Annotated in this window: 19 protein-coding genes; 9 read left to right on the forward strand and 10 right to left on the reverse strand. The window is 55.5% G+C overall.

The features are described from left to right. The first annotated feature begins 2 nt into the window (after positions 1–2). A complete protein-coding gene (locus SBO83_RS05305) occupies positions 3–1,091 on the forward strand; it encodes a sn-glycerol-3-phosphate ABC transporter ATP-binding protein UgpC (protein ID WP_396130700.1) in 1,089 nt (362 codons plus the stop codon). 56 nt (positions 1,092–1,147) lie between these two features. Here the strand turns inward: SBO83_RS05305 and SBO83_RS05310 are convergent, their stop codons facing one another. Then, positions 1,148–2,053 carry an SMP-30/gluconolactonase/LRE family protein gene (locus SBO83_RS05310; protein ID WP_396130701.1) on the reverse strand — a complete coding sequence of 302 codons (906 nt, stop codon included), beginning with the start codon at positions 2,051–2,053 and terminating at the stop codon, positions 1,148–1,150. A 1-nt stretch (position 2,054) separates the two neighbouring features. Continuing rightward, positions 2,055–2,900, reverse strand: coding sequence for an SDR family NAD(P)-dependent oxidoreductase (locus SBO83_RS05315; RefSeq protein WP_396130702.1), 846 nt, complete (start codon positions 2,898–2,900; stop codon positions 2,055–2,057). Between the two features lie 159 nt (positions 2,901–3,059). Between SBO83_RS05315 and SBO83_RS05320 the strand changes: the two genes are divergently transcribed. Continuing rightward, a complete protein-coding gene (locus SBO83_RS05320; protein ID WP_396130703.1) occupies positions 3,060–3,953 on the forward strand; it encodes a LysR substrate-binding domain-containing protein in 894 nt (297 codons plus the stop codon). 93 nt (positions 3,954–4,046) lie between these two features. Here the strand turns inward: SBO83_RS05320 and SBO83_RS05325 are convergent, their stop codons facing one another. Further along, positions 4,047–4,742, reverse strand: coding sequence for a GntR family transcriptional regulator (locus tag SBO83_RS05325; RefSeq protein ID WP_353502032.1), 696 nt, complete (start codon positions 4,740–4,742; stop codon positions 4,047–4,049). A gap of 216 nt (positions 4,743–4,958) precedes the next feature. Here SBO83_RS05325 and SBO83_RS05330 point away from each other — a divergent pair, with 216 nt between their 5' ends. Together SBO83_RS05330 and SBO83_RS05335 are read left to right on the forward strand one after the other, a co-directional pair. Continuing rightward, entirely contained in the window at positions 4,959–5,579 is a 621-nt protein-coding gene (locus SBO83_RS05330) for a hypothetical protein (protein WP_396130704.1), read from the forward strand. Positions 5,580–5,818: 239 nt separating this feature from the next. Further along, entirely contained in the window at positions 5,819–6,025 is a 207-nt protein-coding gene (locus tag SBO83_RS05335; protein ID WP_396130705.1) for a hypothetical protein, read from the forward strand. Between the two features lie 135 nt (positions 6,026–6,160). Here SBO83_RS05335 and SBO83_RS05340 read toward each other — a convergent pair whose 3' ends face one another. Further along, entirely contained in the window at positions 6,161–6,817 is a 657-nt protein-coding gene (locus SBO83_RS05340; protein ID WP_396130706.1) for an SDR family oxidoreductase, read from the reverse strand. A gap of 151 nt (positions 6,818–6,968) precedes the next feature. Between SBO83_RS05340 and SBO83_RS05345 the strand changes: the two genes are divergently transcribed. From SBO83_RS05345 to SBO83_RS05355, 3 genes are all read left to right on the forward strand, one after another. Then, positions 6,969–7,424 (forward strand): MarR family transcriptional regulator, encoded by a 456-nt coding sequence (locus tag SBO83_RS05345; protein ID WP_396130707.1) that lies wholly within the window; start codon positions 6,969–6,971, stop codon positions 7,422–7,424. Between the two features lie 202 nt (positions 7,425–7,626). Next, positions 7,627–9,264: an MFS transporter gene (locus SBO83_RS05350; RefSeq protein ID WP_396130708.1), complete on the forward strand. Its 1,638-nt coding sequence runs from the start codon at positions 7,627–7,629 to the stop codon at positions 9,262–9,264. Between the two features lie 5 nt (positions 9,265–9,269). Beyond that, entirely contained in the window at positions 9,270–10,319 is a 1,050-nt protein-coding gene (locus tag SBO83_RS05355; RefSeq protein WP_396130709.1) for an efflux RND transporter periplasmic adaptor subunit, read from the forward strand. On the opposite strand, the gene SBO83_RS05360 is transcribed toward SBO83_RS05355, so the two are convergent. From SBO83_RS05360 to SBO83_RS05380, 5 genes are all read right to left on the reverse strand, one after another. Then, positions 10,316–10,993 carry a methionine ABC transporter permease gene (locus tag SBO83_RS05360; protein WP_236942770.1) on the reverse strand — a complete coding sequence of 226 codons (678 nt, stop codon included), beginning with the start codon at positions 10,991–10,993 and terminating at the stop codon, positions 10,316–10,318. The genes SBO83_RS05355 and SBO83_RS05360 overlap by 4 nt on opposite strands. Beyond that, entirely contained in the window at positions 10,984–11,973 is a 990-nt protein-coding gene (locus SBO83_RS05365; RefSeq protein WP_396130710.1) for an ATP-binding cassette domain-containing protein, read from the reverse strand. The genes SBO83_RS05360 and SBO83_RS05365 overlap by 10 nt, the downstream gene beginning before the upstream one ends. Continuing rightward, positions 11,970–12,785, reverse strand: a complete 816-nt coding sequence (locus SBO83_RS05370; protein ID WP_396130711.1) for a MetQ/NlpA family ABC transporter substrate-binding protein — start codon at positions 12,783–12,785, stop codon at positions 11,970–11,972. The genes SBO83_RS05365 and SBO83_RS05370 overlap by 4 nt, the downstream gene beginning before the upstream one ends. 59 nt (positions 12,786–12,844) lie before the next feature. Continuing rightward, positions 12,845–13,858 (reverse strand): 2-oxoglutarate and iron-dependent oxygenase domain-containing protein, encoded by a 1,014-nt coding sequence (locus SBO83_RS05375; RefSeq protein WP_396130712.1) that lies wholly within the window; start codon positions 13,856–13,858, stop codon positions 12,845–12,847. Positions 13,859–14,152: 294 nt separating this feature from the next. Beyond that, positions 14,153–15,031 carry an NAD(P)-binding domain-containing protein gene (locus SBO83_RS05380; protein ID WP_396130929.1) on the reverse strand — a complete coding sequence of 293 codons (879 nt, stop codon included), beginning with the start codon at positions 15,029–15,031 and terminating at the stop codon, positions 14,153–14,155. 293 nt (positions 15,032–15,324) lie between these two features. Here SBO83_RS05380 and SBO83_RS05385 point away from each other — a divergent pair, with 293 nt between their 5' ends. Both SBO83_RS05385 and SBO83_RS05390 read left to right on the forward strand, forming a co-directional pair. Next, the gene (locus SBO83_RS05385) at positions 15,325–15,708 is read left to right on the forward strand and encodes a YebF family protein (protein ID WP_353502023.1); all 384 of its coding nucleotides are present in this window, start codon (positions 15,325–15,327) and stop codon (positions 15,706–15,708) included. 545 nt (positions 15,709–16,253) lie between these two features. Next, a complete protein-coding gene (locus tag SBO83_RS05390) occupies positions 16,254–18,332 on the forward strand; it encodes a TonB-dependent siderophore receptor (RefSeq protein WP_396130930.1) in 2,079 nt (692 codons plus the stop codon). A gap of 1 nt (position 18,333) precedes the next feature. Here the strand turns inward: SBO83_RS05390 and SBO83_RS05395 are convergent, their stop codons facing one another. Beyond that, a complete protein-coding gene (locus SBO83_RS05395; protein ID WP_396130713.1) occupies positions 18,334–18,660 on the reverse strand; it encodes a hypothetical protein in 327 nt (108 codons plus the stop codon). Positions 18,661–18,682: the final 22 nt, after the last annotated feature.

Here is an 18,682-nt window from a genome sequence, read left to right on the forward strand (position 1 = left end):
CGATGGCATTGGTTGAATTAGTAAAAGTTGCCAAAAACTACGGCAAACAGCAGGTGTTAAAGCCGCTGGACCTGACCATCAAAGATGGCAGTTTCACTGTACTGGTCGGGCCGTCCGGCTGTGGTAAATCGACCCTTTTGCGCCTGTTGGCAGGCCTTGAGTCGCTGTCCGACGGCGATATTCTGCTGGATAAGGTGAAGATCAACAATTTCGATCCCGCCGACCGCGATATCGCCATGGTGTTTCAGTCTTACGCGCTCTATCCGCATTTAACCGTCACGGAGAATATGGCGTTTCACATGCAGGTGAAAAAGGTGCCGAAGGCCGAGCAGCAGGCCAAAGTGGCGCAGGCCGCCAAGGTACTGGGGATTGATCATCTGTTGCAGCGTCTGCCGAAAGATCTCTCCGGCGGCCAGCGCCAGCGCGTCGCCATGGGCCGCGCGCTGGTGCGCAATCCGAAGGTATTTCTGTTCGACGAGCCGTTATCCAACCTCGACGCCCAGCTGCGAATGGAGCTGCGCGCCGAAATCAAATCCGTGCATCAGCAATTCCGCACCACCACGGTGTATGTGACTCACGATCAGGTGGAAGCCATGACGCTGGCTGACAATATCGTGGTGATGAAAGATGGCTATATTGTGCAGCAAGGCTCGCCGCTGTCGATTTACGACCAGCCCGCCAACACCTTTGTGGCGCGGTTTATCGGTTCTCCGCCGATGAATCTTCTGGCCGGTTCTTTTATGAATATGAGTGGCACGCCGGGCGTGGCCTGCGGCCAGCTGTGGTTCCCTCTTCCCGAGAAGTGGTGGGCCCAGGCTCGCCATTCCGAAGGCCAGCCGGTGACGGTAGGTCTGCGGCCGCATGATGTAAAAATTGTTGAAAGCAGCCTGCAAACCCCGGCCGAGCTGCGCCTGTTAGAAGTCACCGGCGAGAGCAGCCTGCTGCACGTCACCTGGAGCTGCTTCCCGATGCACGTCCAATGCGCGGGCCGCGCAACCGTCACCGCCGGTAAGCCAGTTTGGTTAGAAGCGAATAGCGGGAACATTCATCTGTTTGATGCCAAGTCCGGGATACGGCTGGAAAGTGAATGATTTAAGGTTCTAGCGGCTTCTCCTCTCAGAGGAGAAGGTTGGGATGAGCTAAGGGATTAAGGTGCGGCCTTGAGCCAAAGGCCGTCGTCGAAGCAATGTGGCGTAAGCCCGGGGCTGTCCACTTTGAGCTGAAAAATATCGCCAGCCAGCGGGTAACGCCGCAGCTCCTCTTGGCTCATGCCAAATCGGGCGCTGGTGATAAACAGCGTTTTGAGGTCCTCGCCGCCGAAACAGCAGCTGGTCGGGCGTGGAACCGGCAGCTCGACTTTGCGCAGCAGTTGGCCGCTGGCTCTGTAATAAAGCAGGCAGCCGCCGTTGAACTGGCAAACCCACAGATTGCCGTCTACGTCGAGGGCGATACCATCGGGTCTGCCAAGTTCAGCGGGCGTTTGGGCAAATACGCGCGATTGTAGCGGCTGGCCTTTGGATAGCGGCCACGGGGCCTGATAAATCGCCTGCGCGACAGAATCAACAAAGTAGATTGTGCCGCCATCGGCCGACCAGGCAATACCGTTGGGAAGCCCCACTCCAGCGAGCAAATCGCACTTTTCCCCTTCAGCCCCGTAGCTGTGCAAACTGCCAGAACGGGCGGAGTGCTGCTCATCCATCAGTCCGGTAATGAATTGCCCTTCTGGGCTACAGGCCCCGTCATTATAGCGATAAGACGGGTTGACGCTGTCCTCGGCGCTGCGTACCACCACACGTCTGGCGGGAAGTTCGAGCATGGCGACTTGGGCATCTTCGGTAAAAATCAGATTTCCGGCCCTTGTCAGCGCCAGTGCCCCCACTCGCCGGGCTGAGCGATAAATCTCTTGCGGCGCATCGCCCGGCTGAATGGCGAAAATCGAACCGGCGGTAATGTCGATATAAAACAGCGTTTGCCGCGCGGCATCCCATACCGGGCTTTCCCCCAGAGTGGCCTGAACCCCGGCAAAATGGCGAGCTGACTGGATAACGTCCATTTTACTGCTCCCTTATCTGCGGCCAACGTTCGGCAAAGTCTTCGGCGTTATCCACGGCGATGCGCGCCAAATCCCGCGGGTAATCCCCCCCTTTATTCTCGACAAACCGCGTGGCGGTGAACTGGCCGTTGCTGGCGCGCAGGATATATCCGCTGTCGCGACACTCAGCCGACGCCAGATAGAGCACGCCCGGCACCACGGACTCGGGGGTGAGATCTGTCGGCGCGCCCTGCACGCCCCACATGCGCGTTTTTGCTACCGGAGACACCGCGTTAATGAGAATGCCCTGCGGTTTGCCCTCCAACGCCAGCGCGTTCATGATGCCAATCTGTGCCATTTTGCCTGCCGCATAGCCCGCCAGCCCGACCTGCGCATAGTCGGCGAACATCGCCCTGTCCGAGGTGGTGAGTACCACGCGAGGACAGGCGGATTTTTTCAGGTGTGGCCAGCCGTATTTGCATAACCACAGCGGCGCATAAACATTGATGCCCAGTACTCGCTGTAGGAATGCGCCGTCCGTCTGCTCAATGGGCTGATAGTCCACCCATCCGGCGTTATGGATAAGGATATCGATGCCGCCAAACTCACTGACTGCCCTCTCAATCAGCGATTTACAAGCCGCCTCCTGCGCATAGTCCCCCTGATGCGCCCGCGCCTGATAGCCCTGCCGCTGTAAAGCCTGCGCCGCCTGTTGCACCACACTTTCGTCGCTGCCCTGGCCCGAATTGTCGGCCCCCGCGTCCCCTAACACCACCCGCGCCCCGCGTTCTGCCAGTGCCGTGGCGTAAGCCAGCCCTAATCCGCGCGCCCCGCCGGTGATCACGGCCACTCTGTTGGTGAAATCCATCCTGATACTCCCCGAGTTAAGTGTTGAAACCCAAGCCTAGCGAGTTGGTGAACAAAAGTTGAATACCGATGGCCCGCGACATTGATACAAAATTAATATCAAGTGATGGGTTACACTTACTCATCATGTATCTGCACAATGTGCTGTCCGAGAGTAAAAATGATTGAAACCCGAGTGTTGAAGCAGTTCGTCACGGTGGCGGAAACTCTTAACTTCCACCGCGCCGCTGAGTTGCTGCATATGTCGCAGCCGCCGTTGAGCGTGGCCGTGCGGCAGTTGGAGGAGAAGCTGGGCGTCAGGCTGTTGATTCGCGATCGCGGCGGTGTGGCGCTGACCCCGGCGGGAACGGCCTTTTTGCACAGCGCGCGCGGCCTGCTGCAATCCCTCGACGCGCAGGTGAACCACGTGCGCAATGTGGCGCAGGGGCTGGCGGGAAAGCTGACCATTAGCTCGGTGTCTCTCGCGGCCTACCCCCAGTTGCTCAACGCCCTGCGGCAGTTCAGGCAAGACTATCCGCAGGTTGAGCTGGTGATTAAAGAGATGCCGTCGGCGATGCAAATTCAGGCAGTGCAACAGGGCGAGAGTGACTTAGCCTTTATCCGCCAGCCCGCCATGCAGTTGCGACACGGCCTGCTGACGCCCTTTCTGAGCGAAAAGATTGTCGTCGCCCTGCCTGCCGAGCATCCATTGGCGGCGCAGCGGGATATTGATCTCGCCGCGCTGGCCGAGGAAGCCTTTGTCTTCACCCCGCCGCAGCTCGGCGAAGGCTACTACCAGCAGCTGATTCAGTTGTGTCAAAGCGCCGGTTTTTACCCGCGCATTGTGCAGCATGCCGCACAAATCAGCACCCTGATTGCGCTGGTTTCCTGCGGATTTGGATTGGCGCTGGTACCTGAATCGGTAAGGGGGATTACCTTGAATGATAAAGTGCGGTTCTTGCCACTCAGTGAACCTACGCCGCAGGCCGAAGTCCCGCTGTTTATGCTACAGGCCGACTCTCAGCCGGTTGCTGCGACGCTAGCGAATTTTCTGGCTTTGCTCGATAAGCCTTAACTCATTCGGAATTTATTATATTTCTTTTTTATTTTATCAACTTAGCTATCCATGATAAGGATAGCTAAAGTTAATTCTGGCTTTATCCTTAGTTCAAAGATCGGCCAGAGCCTGGCGCAAATTCACCTCACTCGACGAACTCTCTTCCAGCGCCAGCTGCTGCTCCAGCTCATCCAGATGCTCAATCATCACGGCGGCGGCCTGTTCGTTATCCCCCGCTTCCAGCGCGGTGATGATCGCCTGATGCTCGTCTGACTGGCAGGAAGGCACGTCGTTACGCTGGTAGAGCGCGACAATCAGCGAGCTGCGCACCATCAGATTATTGAGGATTTCGCTCAGCACTTCATTGCCACAAATCTCGCCCAGCATCAGGTGGAATTCGCTGAGTTCGCGCACGATGGCGCGGCGATCGCTAGAGTTAGTCGCTTCGCGCTCGCCCTTTAAGTGGCTGGCGATGCGGTGGCGATGGCGGCGCATCAAGTCAGGGGTAATGGTTTCGACAATGGCGCGTTCAATGGCGCGGCGGGCGGTGAACACTTCTCGCGCCTCTTTGGCGGTCGGCTGGGCCACCATCGCGCCACGATTGGGTTCAATCGTGACTATACGCTGCATCGCCAGACGCTGTAGCGCCACCTGCACGTGGTTACGGTTGGCATTAAGTGCCTCGACGATCTGCGCTTCTATCAGGCGAGCGCCGGGGCGCAATCGGTGTTGAGCAATGGCTTTGGAAAGGACGTCGACAATACGCTGAACTTCCAGCTGTTTTGCGGTAGTAGGTTGATTGCTCATTAAAACCGGCTGCCTCGTGTTCTATGACTGACTGTGATCGCATGGTGCGGGTGAAAACCCAATACTCGCCGTAAAAAGGCACATATTGTCACCTCAGTTTATCATTGCAGCACGGTTTGCCCAGCAGATAATAGTTCTCATCCGTATCCTTTTCAGACTTTTCGTCGCGCCCGTAGCGAGGAGAAGATTCATTGAACAGAAACGGGAAAACTATAAATGAACCAAGTCATTTTACGGCATGTCGTCAACTTTTTACTGCTCAGTGCAGGGGCTTTTCTGGTGGTCGGGGTGATCTATCTCGACGTGGCAATTTTCAAGAATCAACTGGGCGAAATTTCCGCCACGGAAATCTTGCAGGAAGCGGCGCTGCTGAGTACTTCCGCCCTGTTCTTCTTACAGGCTAAACGCCACCCCGCGCTGCGCGGCGGGATGGTGCTTATTGGCGGATTCTTCGGCTGTATGTTTATTCGCGAACTGGACGCGCTGTTTGACCTGATCCACTTAGGGGCCTGGGTCTATTTCGCTAGTCTGCTCGCCGTGTACTGTGTGATTTGGGCGGCCATTACGCCAAAGACCAGCGTCCGCGGGCTGTCGGCGTTTCTCGCCCATCCGGCCTGTCACTATATTGTCTGCGGTTTGGTGCTGATTCTGGTGTTCTCACGGCTGTTCGGCATGAATGAAGTGTGGCGAGCCGTGATGCAGGATGACTATGTCCGCACGGTGAAAAACATCGTCGAGGAAGGAACAGAGTTTATGGGTTACGTGCTGTGTCTCGGCGCGGCCATCGCCTTCTTCCGCCGTCAGGAACCGTTGAAAACCTTAAGCGCCAACGCCTAGAACAGTGGGCTATTTCTTACATAAGCCACTGAGTTTGCTGCAATACCCCCTCCCAGCCTCCCCCTTACCAGGGGGAGGAGCGAAAAACCGTTTACTCGCCAATTCACTTCAAACGCTTTGTTAATCATTAAGCATCACTTAACAACAAATGATAATGGTTATCATTTTAGCATGAGCTAGGTGCTGCTAATTTATTGGCAAGGGGTTCATACGGTTGAATTAATGAGGGGGGTCTTGATATGGCTAATAACCGTTTCGGCAAAGATTTTTTTAAAAAAGCATTCGATGATGCCTTTTATATTTTTTCAATCCCTTGCGTTGTTAACTATTTAACTACCAGCATTGATAATAACAATTATTACTTTTTATGGCTTATTTCTCTTTCTTTAGTTATGGGCTTTGTCATCTCTTATTTTAAAATAAACATAGGGAATGATAAAAATTAGTCCTTAAGCCGATGAGGTCTGCTCCCTCTCCTTTTAAGGAGAGGGCTGGGGTGAGGTTTGTTGCTTAATACAAAGAGTTAAACCACTCCTCATCCCAACCTTCTCCTCAGAGAGGAGAAGGCGTTAACCAAAAAATTACTGACTCACCGCATCCCGAATTGGCGTTTCACCGCCGCGTAACTCCCACTGTTTGCCGATTGAACTTGGTGCCTGTAAGACGGCGGCGACCACCAATGCCACGTCTTCGCGGGTGACTTCACCGCGCCCGGCGTCTGGGGAGAGTGTGACCAGCCCAGTGGCCGGATCGTCAGTCAGCGGGCCAGGGCGAATAATAGTCCAGTCGAGGCCGGTTTTTTTCAGCTCGATATCCGCGTCGCGTTTGGCTTCTATATAAGCTTTCCAAACCGGATCGGTGTCTGGCTTGATTGGGTTATCGACGCCAATCGCTGAGATTTGCACATAGCGGCGAACGCCTGCCAGATTGGCCGCCTCGGCCAGCAGTACCGACCCGGCGAAATCTACGGTGCGCTTACGCTCGGCGGAAGACCCCCCGCCCGCGCCTGCCGCGAAGACCACGGCGTCGACATCGGCCCCTTGCAGGCAGGTTGCCAGCTGATCGGCGGTGGCGTTTTCAATATCTAACAGCACGGGTTCGGCACCCAGCTTCTTCATGGTGGGAACCTGCTCTTCTTTGCGAACGATACCGACGGCACCCAGCCCCTGCGCGACCAGATGTTTGATAAGTAACTGGCCAATTTGACCGTGTGCTCCGACTATTGCGACCTTGGTCATAAATACTCCCTTGGTGGTTTACGTCATGTTTCACATGGAACATTAACTGTAGCACATAGACTTTTCACTGCGGGCTGGCTCCACGCCGAGGGGCCTTTCGTGCTATTCTCATGCACATTGTTATCCCATGACCTTTTGCCGAGAAGCTCCCGTGACCCGCTCAAACAGCCCTGAATCTCGCCCCCCAGCACTGCGTTTTTTACCTGAAACCATGCACGTCGGCCGCCAATTGCGCACTTACTGTGACGCGCGGTTTAAGACGATTGGACTGACGCTGGCGCGTGGTCAGGTGTTGCTGCACCTCGAGGCCGCACAGGGGCGACTGCCGCAATCTGAGTTAACCACCCTGCTGGATGTCGAGCATCCCACGGCCATTCGCCTGATCGACAGCCTGCAGGCCCTGGGCTATCTACAGCGCAGTCCGGGCGAGCTGGATCGCCGCTCAAAAGACGTGGTGCTGACCGAAGCGGGCACCGCCCTCGCCAATGAAGTCCGGGTGATGACTGATGAAATCATCATGAACGTGATGCAGGAGATACCCGAGGAAGAGGTGTCCGTGGCGCGCAAAGTGATGGCCAGCATTAGCGCCAAGCTGGCGGCTATGTAGTCAGCTTTGGCAGCTTGCGGTTATCTGACAGTTTGAACCATTCATATTTCAGCTATTCACACTTGTAAATATCCACAAATTGAATAATTCAGCTAGACACATCTGTGACTTCTGTTTACATTATTTTAAACATGTAGCTTGATACATATTAGCCGGGTAATCACTCGACTGAGGCAGAAGTTAAGAGGTTTAGCCCAGCATCATGACAGCCGTTTCTTCCCCAACCCCGCAAAATGCCCCAGCCTCGCCCCACCATCCTTTCGCTGAACAGGTGAGCCAATGGCTTAGCCAATACCCGCGCTGGCGCATCATGGTGTATGCCATGGCCTCTTTTATTATCGGCATGACGCAGGGGCTGGGCATTAATCTGGTCGCCTCCAATCTGCCGGGCATTCAAGGCTCGTTGGGAATTACCGCCACGGAAAGTTACTGGCTGGTTGCCGCCTATACCGCGACCAGCATTAGCGGGACGCTGCTGCTGTACAAGGTTCGCACCCAGTTTGGTATTCGCCGCTTCGGGGAATATGGCCTGCTGTTTTTCGCCGCCGTCTCTCTGGCACAGGTTTTCACCCATGATTTTCAAACTGCCGTGGCGGTTCGCGCCGTGATGGGCTTTGCCATGGCTTCTCTCGGCCCGCTGGCGATTTTCTATATGTTTGAAATCTTTCCGCCGGCCAAAAAACTGACGGCCGGTTTGTGCCTGGGGCTGGCGGGGAGCCAAATCGCCTTGCCGATTTCGCGCATTATCTCCCCCTATTTACTGGACCTCGGGCACTGGCATCAACTGGCATTTTTGGAGTCAGGGCTGGCGCTGATCTGTCTGGCCATCATTTGGGTTTTGCCGTTGACCCACCCGCCGCGAGTCAAGGTTTTCGAGCGAATCGACTGGCTGAGTTACCCGCTGATTGGTATCGCCATTGCCTGTATTTCGGTGGTGCTGACCATGGGGCGTTACTACTGGTGGTTTGAAAAAACCTGGCTGGGCGAAGTGCTCGTGGTCGGCATCGTGACCTTAACGCTGGCCTTTATGGTGGAGTTAAAACGTAAAAATCCCATTATCGATTTACGCTGGCTGATGACCCCGGAAATGCTGATGTTTACCGGCTCAATGCTGTTTGTCCGTATGCTGCTGAGTGAACAAACCACCGGCATGGTGGGCTTTCTGACGCTGGTTGGCCTGCAAAATGACCAGCTGATCACTCTATTTTGGGTGGTGCTGGTGATGACTTTTGCCGGACTGGTGTTTATCAGCATCATTCATAAGTCCGAGCGCATTGTTTACATCCACCTGTTTGCCATGTTGCTGATCGCCGGCGGTGCATGGATGGACGCCCACTCGACCATTGATACCCATCCCGAACAGTTCTATCTCAGTCAGGGCATGATTGCCTTCGCGGGAGCGATTTTCCTGCCGACCGCCCTGTGGCTGGGATTTGTTCGCGCCTTACAGTTCGGCCAGAGCCAGATCATCAGCTTTATTCTGGTGTTCCTCAGCACGCAGAACATTGGTGCTCAGCTGGGCAGCGCCTTTCTCGGCACTATCCAGATCCTGCGCGAGAAATTCCATTCCAGCGTGATGACCGACAGCATCCAGCTGCAAAATCCGCTGATTGCCGAACGCGTGGCGCACTACCGCCAGGCGCTGAAAGCCGCCCTTGGCGATGATGTCCAGTTACAGGCCCAGAGCCTTGCGCGCCTTAGCCAAAGTGCTACCCAGCAGGCCGGGATTTTGGCCTACAACGATGTGTTTATGGTGGTGTTTTATATGGCGCTGGGCTGCTTCGCCGTGCTGTTGCTGCATCGCTGGGTGGCCAGTTTTTACTCTAAAGAGAACTCGTAAAATCCATGAAGAATATTTTCCGCTATCCGTCGATTTTGGTTGTGCTGTGTCTGGGCATCGTTGGCGTTTTTGTCGTGCTCTACAGCTGGCAGCTTTTCCCCTTCACCTCAAAGGTGGAAACCACCGATAACGCCTATGTGCGCGGCAACGTGACCCTCATCAGCCCGCAGGTTTCAGGCTATATCACGGCGGCAAAGGTGCAGGATTTTATGGCGGTGAAACAGGGGCAAGTGCTGTTCAGCATTGACGACAGCACCTATCGGCAGGAGCTGTTACAGGCCGAAGCTGCCGAGGCCCAGCAGCAGGTGGCGCTGGATAACTTTGGGCAAAATCGCGGCTCGGCGGAGGCCAGCCTGCAACTGGCGCAGGCTGAGTTACAAAGTGCGCAGGCCGCCGCCAACAAAGCGGCGCAAGATTCTCGGCGCAATGCCCCGCTGCTCACCAGCGGCGTGGTGTCTAAAACCACCGGGGACGAAGTGCAGGCCGCGCTGCTCAAGGCGCAGGCCGACGTGGCGAAGGCCAAGGCATCGGTAAACATTGCTCGCCAGGAGCTGGGATTGATTGATGCCGGTAAAGCCTCGTTGCAGGCCGCATTAAAGTCGGCACAGGCCAAAGTGGCGGTGGCGCGTATCAACTTGCAACACACGCAGATTGTGGCCCCCACTGACGGCCAGCTGGGTGAAGTCAGCGCGCGGGTCGGCCAGTATGTCTCGGCAGGCAGCCTGTTGACCTCCGTCACCCCGGAGCATGTGTGGGTCAATGCTAATTTCAAGGAGCGCCAGCTGGCGGAGATGCGGGTCGGCATGCCGGTGAGTTTTACCGTCGATGCCTTAAAGGATCGGCAATTCAAAGGCCATATTGCCTATATTGCTCCGGCGACAGGTTCTGAATTCAGCGTATTGAAGGCCGATAACGCCACCGGTAATTTCACCAAAATCTCCCAGCGAATTACCGTCAGAGTGGCGATTGATGACAACCAGCCCGGCGGCAATCAGCTGCGGCCGGGCATGTCGACGGTGGTGAATATTGATACTGCGGTGCAGGCGCGCGATTAGCGGCGGTGCGCCAGCGAGCGTACGATCCGGTCGCCGAGCATTTGGATGATTTGTACCATCAGCACCAATATGACGATGGTGGCGACCATCACCTGATTGTTAAAACGCTGGTAGCCGTAGCGAATGGCTAAATCCCCTAGCCCGCCGCCGCCGATCACTCCGGCCATAGATGAGAAACCAATCAGCATCACGATAGTCAGCGTCACCCCCGCCAGTAGCGCGGGGAGCGCCTCGGGCAACAGCACGGTGAAAATCACATAACGCAGCCCGCCGCCCATCGCCTGAATGGCTTCAATGCGGCCTTTATCCACTTCATCCAAGGCATTTTCGACAATGCGCGCAAAGAACGGAATAGCGCCAAGAGTTATAGGCACCACCGCCGCCGTACTGCCCAGCGTCGTGCCCACCACCCAGCGCGTTAGCGGGATAAGGGCAATCAGCAGCACCACAAACGGCAGCGAACGGCCAATATTGACGATGGTGCCCAGCACCGCGCTGAGTTTTGGCGACGGCGTTAACCCCTGGCGGCGGGTGATAAACAGCAGCACGCCCAGCGGCAGGCCAACCAGCAGGGTAAAAAGTGTCGCTAATGCCACCATGTACAGAGTTTCTCCGGTGGCGTTGAGCACTAAATCATAGAGGTCATCCCACGCCATGCTGTTTCTTACACCCATTCGGCTTTTACTCCACGCTGGTTGAGGAACAGCATCACTTCACTCAAATCCACCCCGCCGCTGGGTGGCTGGAAGCCGACGCGCAAACGCCCGACCCTCTGCCCGGCAATCGACTCCACGCCGCCGCCAAACAGGGTCACACCGACGCCGTGCTGCTGGGCCAGCGAGCTGAGCACCGGCGACGCCAGCAGGGTGTCATAGAAAGTGAGTTCGGCGACCGGCAACAGCGGATTTGGCGCGGCTTCGGGCAGCCCGCAGTCCGGCATCAGCGCCTTGCCGAGTAGCGATTGCGGGTCAGCCAGCAGTTGAGAAATGGCACCCGACTCCAGCACTTTTCCTCCTGAGAGCAGCGCGGCGTGATCGCAGATGGATTTCACCACGTTCAGCTCGTGGGTGATCATCACAATGGTCAGCCCGAGCTGCTTATTGATGCTGCGCAGCAGCGCGAGGATGGAGTCCGTGGTTTCCGGGTCCAATGCGCTGGTGGCTTCATCGGAGAGCAAATAGTTTGGCCGTGCCGCCAAGGCGCGGGCGATGCCCACGCGCTGCTTCTGACCGCCGGAGAGCTGTGACGGGAAAGCCTGCGCTTTGTCACTCAGCCCGACTAAATCGAGCAATTCCGCCACGCGCTTTTTGCGTTCAGCGCGACCCACGCCGGCGATTTGTAGAGGCACCGCCACGTTGTCGCTGACGTTACGGGCGTGCAGCAGATTGAAGTTCTGGAAAATCATGCCAATACGCTGGCGCTGGCGGCGCAGATCGGCGTCATTCAGGGTAGTCAGGTCATGGCCATCCACAAGAATACGGCCCGAATCGGGCCGCTCTAGTAAATTCAGGCAACGGATCAGGGTGCTTTTCCCCGCGCCGCTGCGGCCAATAATGCCGAACACTGCCCCGTCGTTGATGGTCAGGGAGACGTCCTGTAGCGCGGCGACGCCCTGTCCGGCGTACTGTTTGGTCAGATGTTCGGCGACTATCATGATTTATCGCCTGCCGCCGCCACTGGGATCACTGAACCGTTGTACTTATCAGCGATAAACTTCGCCACCTCTGGCGATTGGAGATCTTTCGCCAACTGCTTGATACGCGGGTCAGAAGCCAGTTTCTCGGTGGTCACCAGAATGTTGGCGTAAGGGTTGCCTTGGGCTTTCTCCAGGCCCAGCGCGTCTTTCGCCGGGCTGAGGCCCGCTTCAAGGGCGTAGTTACCGTTAATCACCGCCAGATCGACATCATCCAGCGAGCGCGGGATTTGCGGTGACTCGATTTCGAGGATTTTTAGGTGCTTCGGGTTATCGGCGATGTCTTTTGGCGTGGCCTGATCTTTCGCCGGATCGTTAAAGCCCGGTTTCAGAGTGATCAAACCCTGATCGCGCAGTAAATAGAGCGCGCGGCTGAGGTTAGTCACGTTATTCGGCACGGCGACCTTAGCGTTGTCCGGCACATCCTTGAAACTCTTGTATTTGCTGGAGTAAACGCCCAGCGGCTCAATGTGTACCGTGGCGGCCACGGCAAACTTCACCCCCAACGCCTGCTCTTGCGAACGCAAGTAAGGCACGTGCTGGAAGTAGTTGGCATCCACATCGCCGTGGGCCAGCAGCTCGTTGGAGTTCACCCCATTGGTGATCTCAATGATTTTCAGATCCAGACTCGGATCGATTTTTTTCACATATGCCAGAATTTCCGCGTGCGGAATGGGGTCCGCCGCCACGCGCAGGGGTTCAGCGGCATAGGCAGAAACTGACGCGACCAATAGAGCTGCCGCAGAAATACGTGTGACCAGAGTTTTGAGCATGGTGAGACCCTTATTGTTATTGATGGTGTGTAGAAAATGTCGATCCGTTGGTAAGCAAATCAGGCAGTAGCCGCCAAAATGTCAGCATAAAAACGCTGGGCCACGTCAGGGTGCGAACGCAGACGCCCTTTGAGGTAGTTGAAACCGACGTCGCGGAACAGTGGGTTCAGCGGATCGCTCGCCGGGCCGCGCGCATCCTTGGCTAAGTCAGCCGGCAGTGGGAACAGCGGCACCACGGCGTCGAGCTGCGCGCCGAGGAAGAAGGCTAATGACAGGCGATCTTGCCCAGACGGCGGAGAAACTACGCGGTGCACCGTCGCGCGCAGGTAGCCATTGGTAGCAAGCTCGAGCAGTTCGCCAATATTCACAACCAGCGTGTCCTCAATCGGCAAAGCATCCACCCACTGGCCCTCTTCTACTTCCACCTGAAGTCCGCGCTGGTGGTCTTGCAGCAGGAAGCTGAGGAAGCCGGAGTCTTTGTGCGCGCCGACGCCCTGTCCGCTTTGGCCTGCGCTGTGGCCCGGATAGCGAATCAGTTTGATATGTTCGTTAGGCTTCTCGCCGTACAGCGGATCGAAGGTTTTCTCCGGCAGGTGCAGCGCCAGCGCGAAGGCGCGCAGCAGACGCAGCGACATCTGGGTCATCTCTTTTTGCCAGCGCAGCAGCAGCGGACGCAGCTCCGGCAAGGATGCCGGCCACTGATTCGGCCCCTGCAATCTGGCCCAACCCGGCGTCTTGGCATCTATGCTCAGCGCGGGGCGTTCGGCCCCCAAGTCAAACTGTTCACGCCAGTCAGGCTGGCCGCGGGTGATCTCCGACGCCGCACGGTTATAGCCGCGAAAATGCGGGGAGTTGATCATGCCGACGGCCAGTTTTTGCTCTTCCGGCAGGGCAAAGAAGTCGCGCGCAGCTTGCTGGACGTCGCTTAATAACTGTTTATCGATGCCGTGGCCTTTTAAATAAAAGAAGCCAATATCGCGCGCGGCGTGGCGCAACTGAGCGAGGAATTTTTCGCGAGATCCCCCAGATTCGTCGAATTGGGAAAAATCAATTAATGGAATAGTGCTCATCATTTTCTCCGATATAGCGGGTTGTAATAACGCTAACACCGGCGATGTTGCTGGCTCTAATATTTAAAAAATCTAAGTTATGACCTGAATTTATTGCATGATAAATCACCACCTAACCGAAAGTGAACGGTGGTTATCTCTCTGAATCTACGTGGTATTTTATTTTCAATGATATGAAAAATTTAACTTAAGCCGAGCGGCGGGAGAGGTTTTGCATTTAATTGCTAAAGGGGAATGCCCCCTCTTCTATTTAAGTCGAGGGGGCGGCGAGTTTTATAACTCAATAATTAATCAATATTATTTCTTATCGCCTAAATAACGGTAAACCACGCTGAGGTCTTGCTCGCCATATCCGGCATCCACCGCGTTTTGCCATGTTTGACTAATGCTTTTCATCAGCGGCAATTGCAATTTTTCACCGGCTTTCAGCGCCAGATTAATATCTTTTAATGCCCAAGTAAGATGCATCTGCGGGGTGTAATCGCCGCTTTTGAACATGTCCATTTTCATTTTAATATAAGGTGCCGCCAATGGGCCGCCTTCCAGCACGTTCCACAGGTCATCGGTGGTGAAACCAAACTCGTCGGCCAGCTGCGCGCTCTCGGCGATGCCTTCCATCATGGAGATTAGCCAGGCGTTAACCACCAGTTTCATTTTGGAGGCGCGCCCGGCTTCACCCAGCCATTTCACCCCTTTGGAAATGGCGGCAAATACCGGTTCAACTGCCGGACCGGCTTCACGGTCGCCACTGGCAAGCACCACGATTTGCGCGTTTTCCGCCGGGGTTTTGGTGCCAGATACCGGCGCATCGAAGAACACCGCGTCAGGGCGCTGCTGTTTAACCAGCGCCATCAGAGCTTCATTCGCCTCCACGCCAATGGTACCCATTTGGGCAATAATGCCGCCCTGCTTCAAGCCTGCCAGCAGGCCGTCATCACCAGAAAACACTGACTGGGTGGTTGGGCCATCGGCCAGCATGGCGATAACTACATCCACACCCTCGACGGTTTCGCGCACGGTTTTGCCCTGCTTGGCGCCGGCCTTCACCAGCGCTTCGCCGCGCGAGGCGGTACGGTTCCAAACGTGAGTTTCAAAGCCATTTTTCAGCAGGTTAGCCGCAAACGCGTGGCCCATCGCGCCCAGACCCAGTACGGCTACAGAGGGTTTCTTACTCATCATTCTTTCTCCTGATAATGTGAAACGGGATCACGCTGGTGGTGATCGCAATGAAAAAAATGCTAGCACTGACCCGTAGCCCAAAGCTCACAGGTTCTGTAACGGAATGCGTCAAATAACGTCTTGGGTGAGGTTATTTCCTGCCCGGCGAGACAATCTTGGCAACAAAAAAGGGTCCCAGCACTGGGCGTTCTATCGTAACATGCCCGGTTGTGACGTTATGATTTACATCGGATTATCAACGTAGTCTATAAATCGCATGATATCTATGCACAGACTGCTCAGGAGAGAACGTGGTAGGAAATAAAAGCAAAGTGGTGTTAATCGGCATGATTTCAGCCGTGTTTATTATCATGGTGGTGATGCTCGGCACGGTATACCTGTACCCAATGTGGATGCAGCGCACCACACCAGAAGCCTGTAAAGACATCACCGCGCAGAACGCCATTGACAGCGTTACCCGCGATTTTATGCAAAACCGCATCCCAAACTGGGGCAACGATAAAGACTATATCGGCACCGCCGTGCCTGTTCTGTCGTTTGTCAGCGATAATGTGAAGGATGAGAAAGGCACTTACCGCGTACCCTTCACGGCTAAAGGCGCGAGCGGCGAGCTGAAGTATGTGGGGCATTTCAACTGCACGAATCATTACATTAAGTACGAGAGCGTAGATTGAGTTTGGGCTTGCAGCCCAATCCCGCAAATTCAAAACCGTGGGCGTCGGCCCACACCGACCAGGGGGCGGCTTATCGCCACCGCCCCCTGGACCCCCAGGCTCTTTCACTGCGCGCTTCGCTCGTTGGGCGGACGTGTTTCAGGGGCTTCCGTTATCCACCGCAAAATGTCGCCGCTTAGGCGGTGCCTTCGCGACAATCACCGCGGCCACTGAAACACGTCCATTCCCCCCCTGCGCAGCCTCGATCTTCCAACAGCAAAAAAACGCAGGATTCCAAAGGGTTTCGTTCAAAACCCTTTGGGCCAGTGTGGGCGGCGAGCCCACGGTTTTGACCTTAAGGCCGGTGTGGCGGCAGCGCACGGTTTTGACCTTAAGGGTCGCAACCCCAAGCCCCCCGTCAACACGCCTCTTCACAACATTTTCCTGATGCACATCACACAAATGTTAATTAGAATGCAAACCGTTATCATTTGCATTTCAGGGAAAATCACGTGTCTACTCATAAAAAGAACCACTTCGCTACAAGCGGGTTTAAAAAATCCGTACTGGCGTTGGCCGTATTGCACTGCTCTCCACTGCTGGCGGCGACTGACAGCGCTGCGCCAAAAGAAGATACCCTTACCGTTACCGCCGATAACCCGGCCTACTCCACGAACTACAGTGCCAGCGAGGCTTCTGTTGCTGGCAAAAGCAAAACGCCGATTAACGACATCCCGCAGTCGGTAAGCGTCGTCACGCCGTCGATGATTAATGATTACCAAATCACTTCGTTGGACGAGGCGATGAAATTCGTCAGCGGCGTGGCGCAGGGCAACACGCTGGGGGGAATTGAAGACGGGTTTGTTAAACGCGGATTTGGCTCTAACAGCGATGGCTCAATCTTCCTCGACGGCGTGCGCAGCAATCAGGGGCTGGGGTTTAACGCCACCACCGACCATGTCGAAGTGCTGAAAGGCTCAGCCTCCCTGCTCTACGGCATCCAGAACCCCGGCGGGATCATTAACGTGGTGAGCAAAAAGCCACAATATGACTGGAACACCCGCCTCAGCGGCAGCACCGGTGGGTTTGGGGGAGGAACGGGCGGGATTGATGTCACTGGCCCGTTGGGCAACGGCTTTGCTTTCCGCATGATTGCCGAGCGCCAGTCGGAAGACTACTGGCGAAACTTCGGCAAAGACCAGCATAGCCTGCTGGCACCTTCCCTAAGCTGGTATGGCGAAAAAGCCAGTTTCAACATCAGCTATCAGCAGTACAAATATGATATCCCTTATGACCGTGGCACCGCCTTTATTAACGGCAAGCCGCTGGATATCCCCTATGAGCGCCGTCTGGATGAACTCGCTAACCACGCCTGGGGCACCAACAAACGGCTGAACACTACGTGGGAATATGAGCTGAATTCCGACTGGAAAACGCGCCTGACCTACGGCTGGATGCAGCGCCGCTACGACAGTAACGAAGTACGCGCCACCGCCGTCAATGTGGATACCGGTATTGTGTCGCGCCGCGCCGACGCCAACCGGGGCTTCAACCATCAAACGGATTACACCGCATGGGACTGGATTGGCACCCCGGAAATCTTCGGCATGACCCACGACGTGCTGTTCGGGGTGGATTACGAGAAGGACGAAACCTACAAACAGTACTCCTATCGCGGTAAAGGCAATAATCCGCTGAACATGTACGACCCGGCGTATGGCGTTGAACCTATCACCAACGCCAGCACCTACAGCGACGCGCAGAGCAACCTGCGCAACACTTTGTTTAACAAATCGGTCTACCTCAAAGATAGCATCCATCTCACCGACCAGTGGATCGGCGTGCTCGGCGGGCGCTATCAGCATTACAACCAGAAAGCCTCTAACGGCTTTATCAATCCGACCGAAACGCTGGATAACAGCGATAACAAATTCCTGCCGCAGCTGGGGCTGGTGTATAAGCTGACCGACGATTTATCCTTCTACGGCAGCTACAGCCGCTCCTTCACTCCGTCGACCGACACCGACGATGACGGCAATGTCGCCCAGCCGGAAACCGGCACCACCTATGAAGTCGGCACCAAATGGCAGGTGTCACCTCGGGTTGATGCCACGCTGGCGCTGTACCGTATTGATGAAAAAGACATGTCGGTGTTTATTAACGGCGTGACGCGCAGCATTCCGAAAGCGCGTTCTAGCGGCGTGGAGCTGGAAGTGAATGGCGAAGTGGCGAAAGACTGGAACCTCAGCGCCAACTACAGCTATGACAAAACGGAGATCACCGAAGATATCAACTCGGCCAACGTCGGCAACCGTCTGGTGAACGCGCCGACGCAAATGGGCGGGCTGTATTTGAGCCACACCCTGCGCTGGGTGCCGTTACAAGGGGATGTGCGGGTGGGCGGCGGTGCGCGCTACGTGGGCAGCCGCGCGGGTGACCCGGAAAACAGCTTCACCATGCCGTCTTATACCGTGGCGGATGCGTTTGTCGCTTGGGATACCCCGCTGTTGGGTAAACATACTCAACTGAAGCTGAACGTTAATAACCTATTTAATAAGGAATATTACACGTCCAGCGCGGGGAATTTACGGGTTATCGAGGGCGAACCGCGTAACCTGGTGCTGTCCGCCGTGGTCGATTTCTAAGTTATTTCTTTTTAGTCGCAATTAAGGTGTCAGCGTTGGTGATATGCACTTTATGTTCGCCAGTGCGCTCGTAAAGGCAAAGTTTTCGCTCACGCTGCACCTTATTGTTTTTGCTCGGAATAGTTCCTTCCAATAACAGCGCCGAACCGACGTTGTCCTCAAAAAGCACGATATCCCCCAATGGTTTCGCATTCTTCAACCCGCTAGCTTTAATACAGGCTGCTTTGACGTCGGCATCGTGCTGCGCCCAGGCATCCGAGCTTGAGGCCAAAGCCTGAGTTGAGAGTAAAAGTGCACCGGTCAACAGCGCCAATGATAAAGACTTCATAGTAACCCCTTGTTAATTAACT

It is taken from the genome of Ewingella allii (genome assembly GCF_044430645.1).
Classification (GTDB): domain Bacteria; phylum Pseudomonadota; class Gammaproteobacteria; order Enterobacterales; family Enterobacteriaceae; genus Ewingella; species Ewingella allii.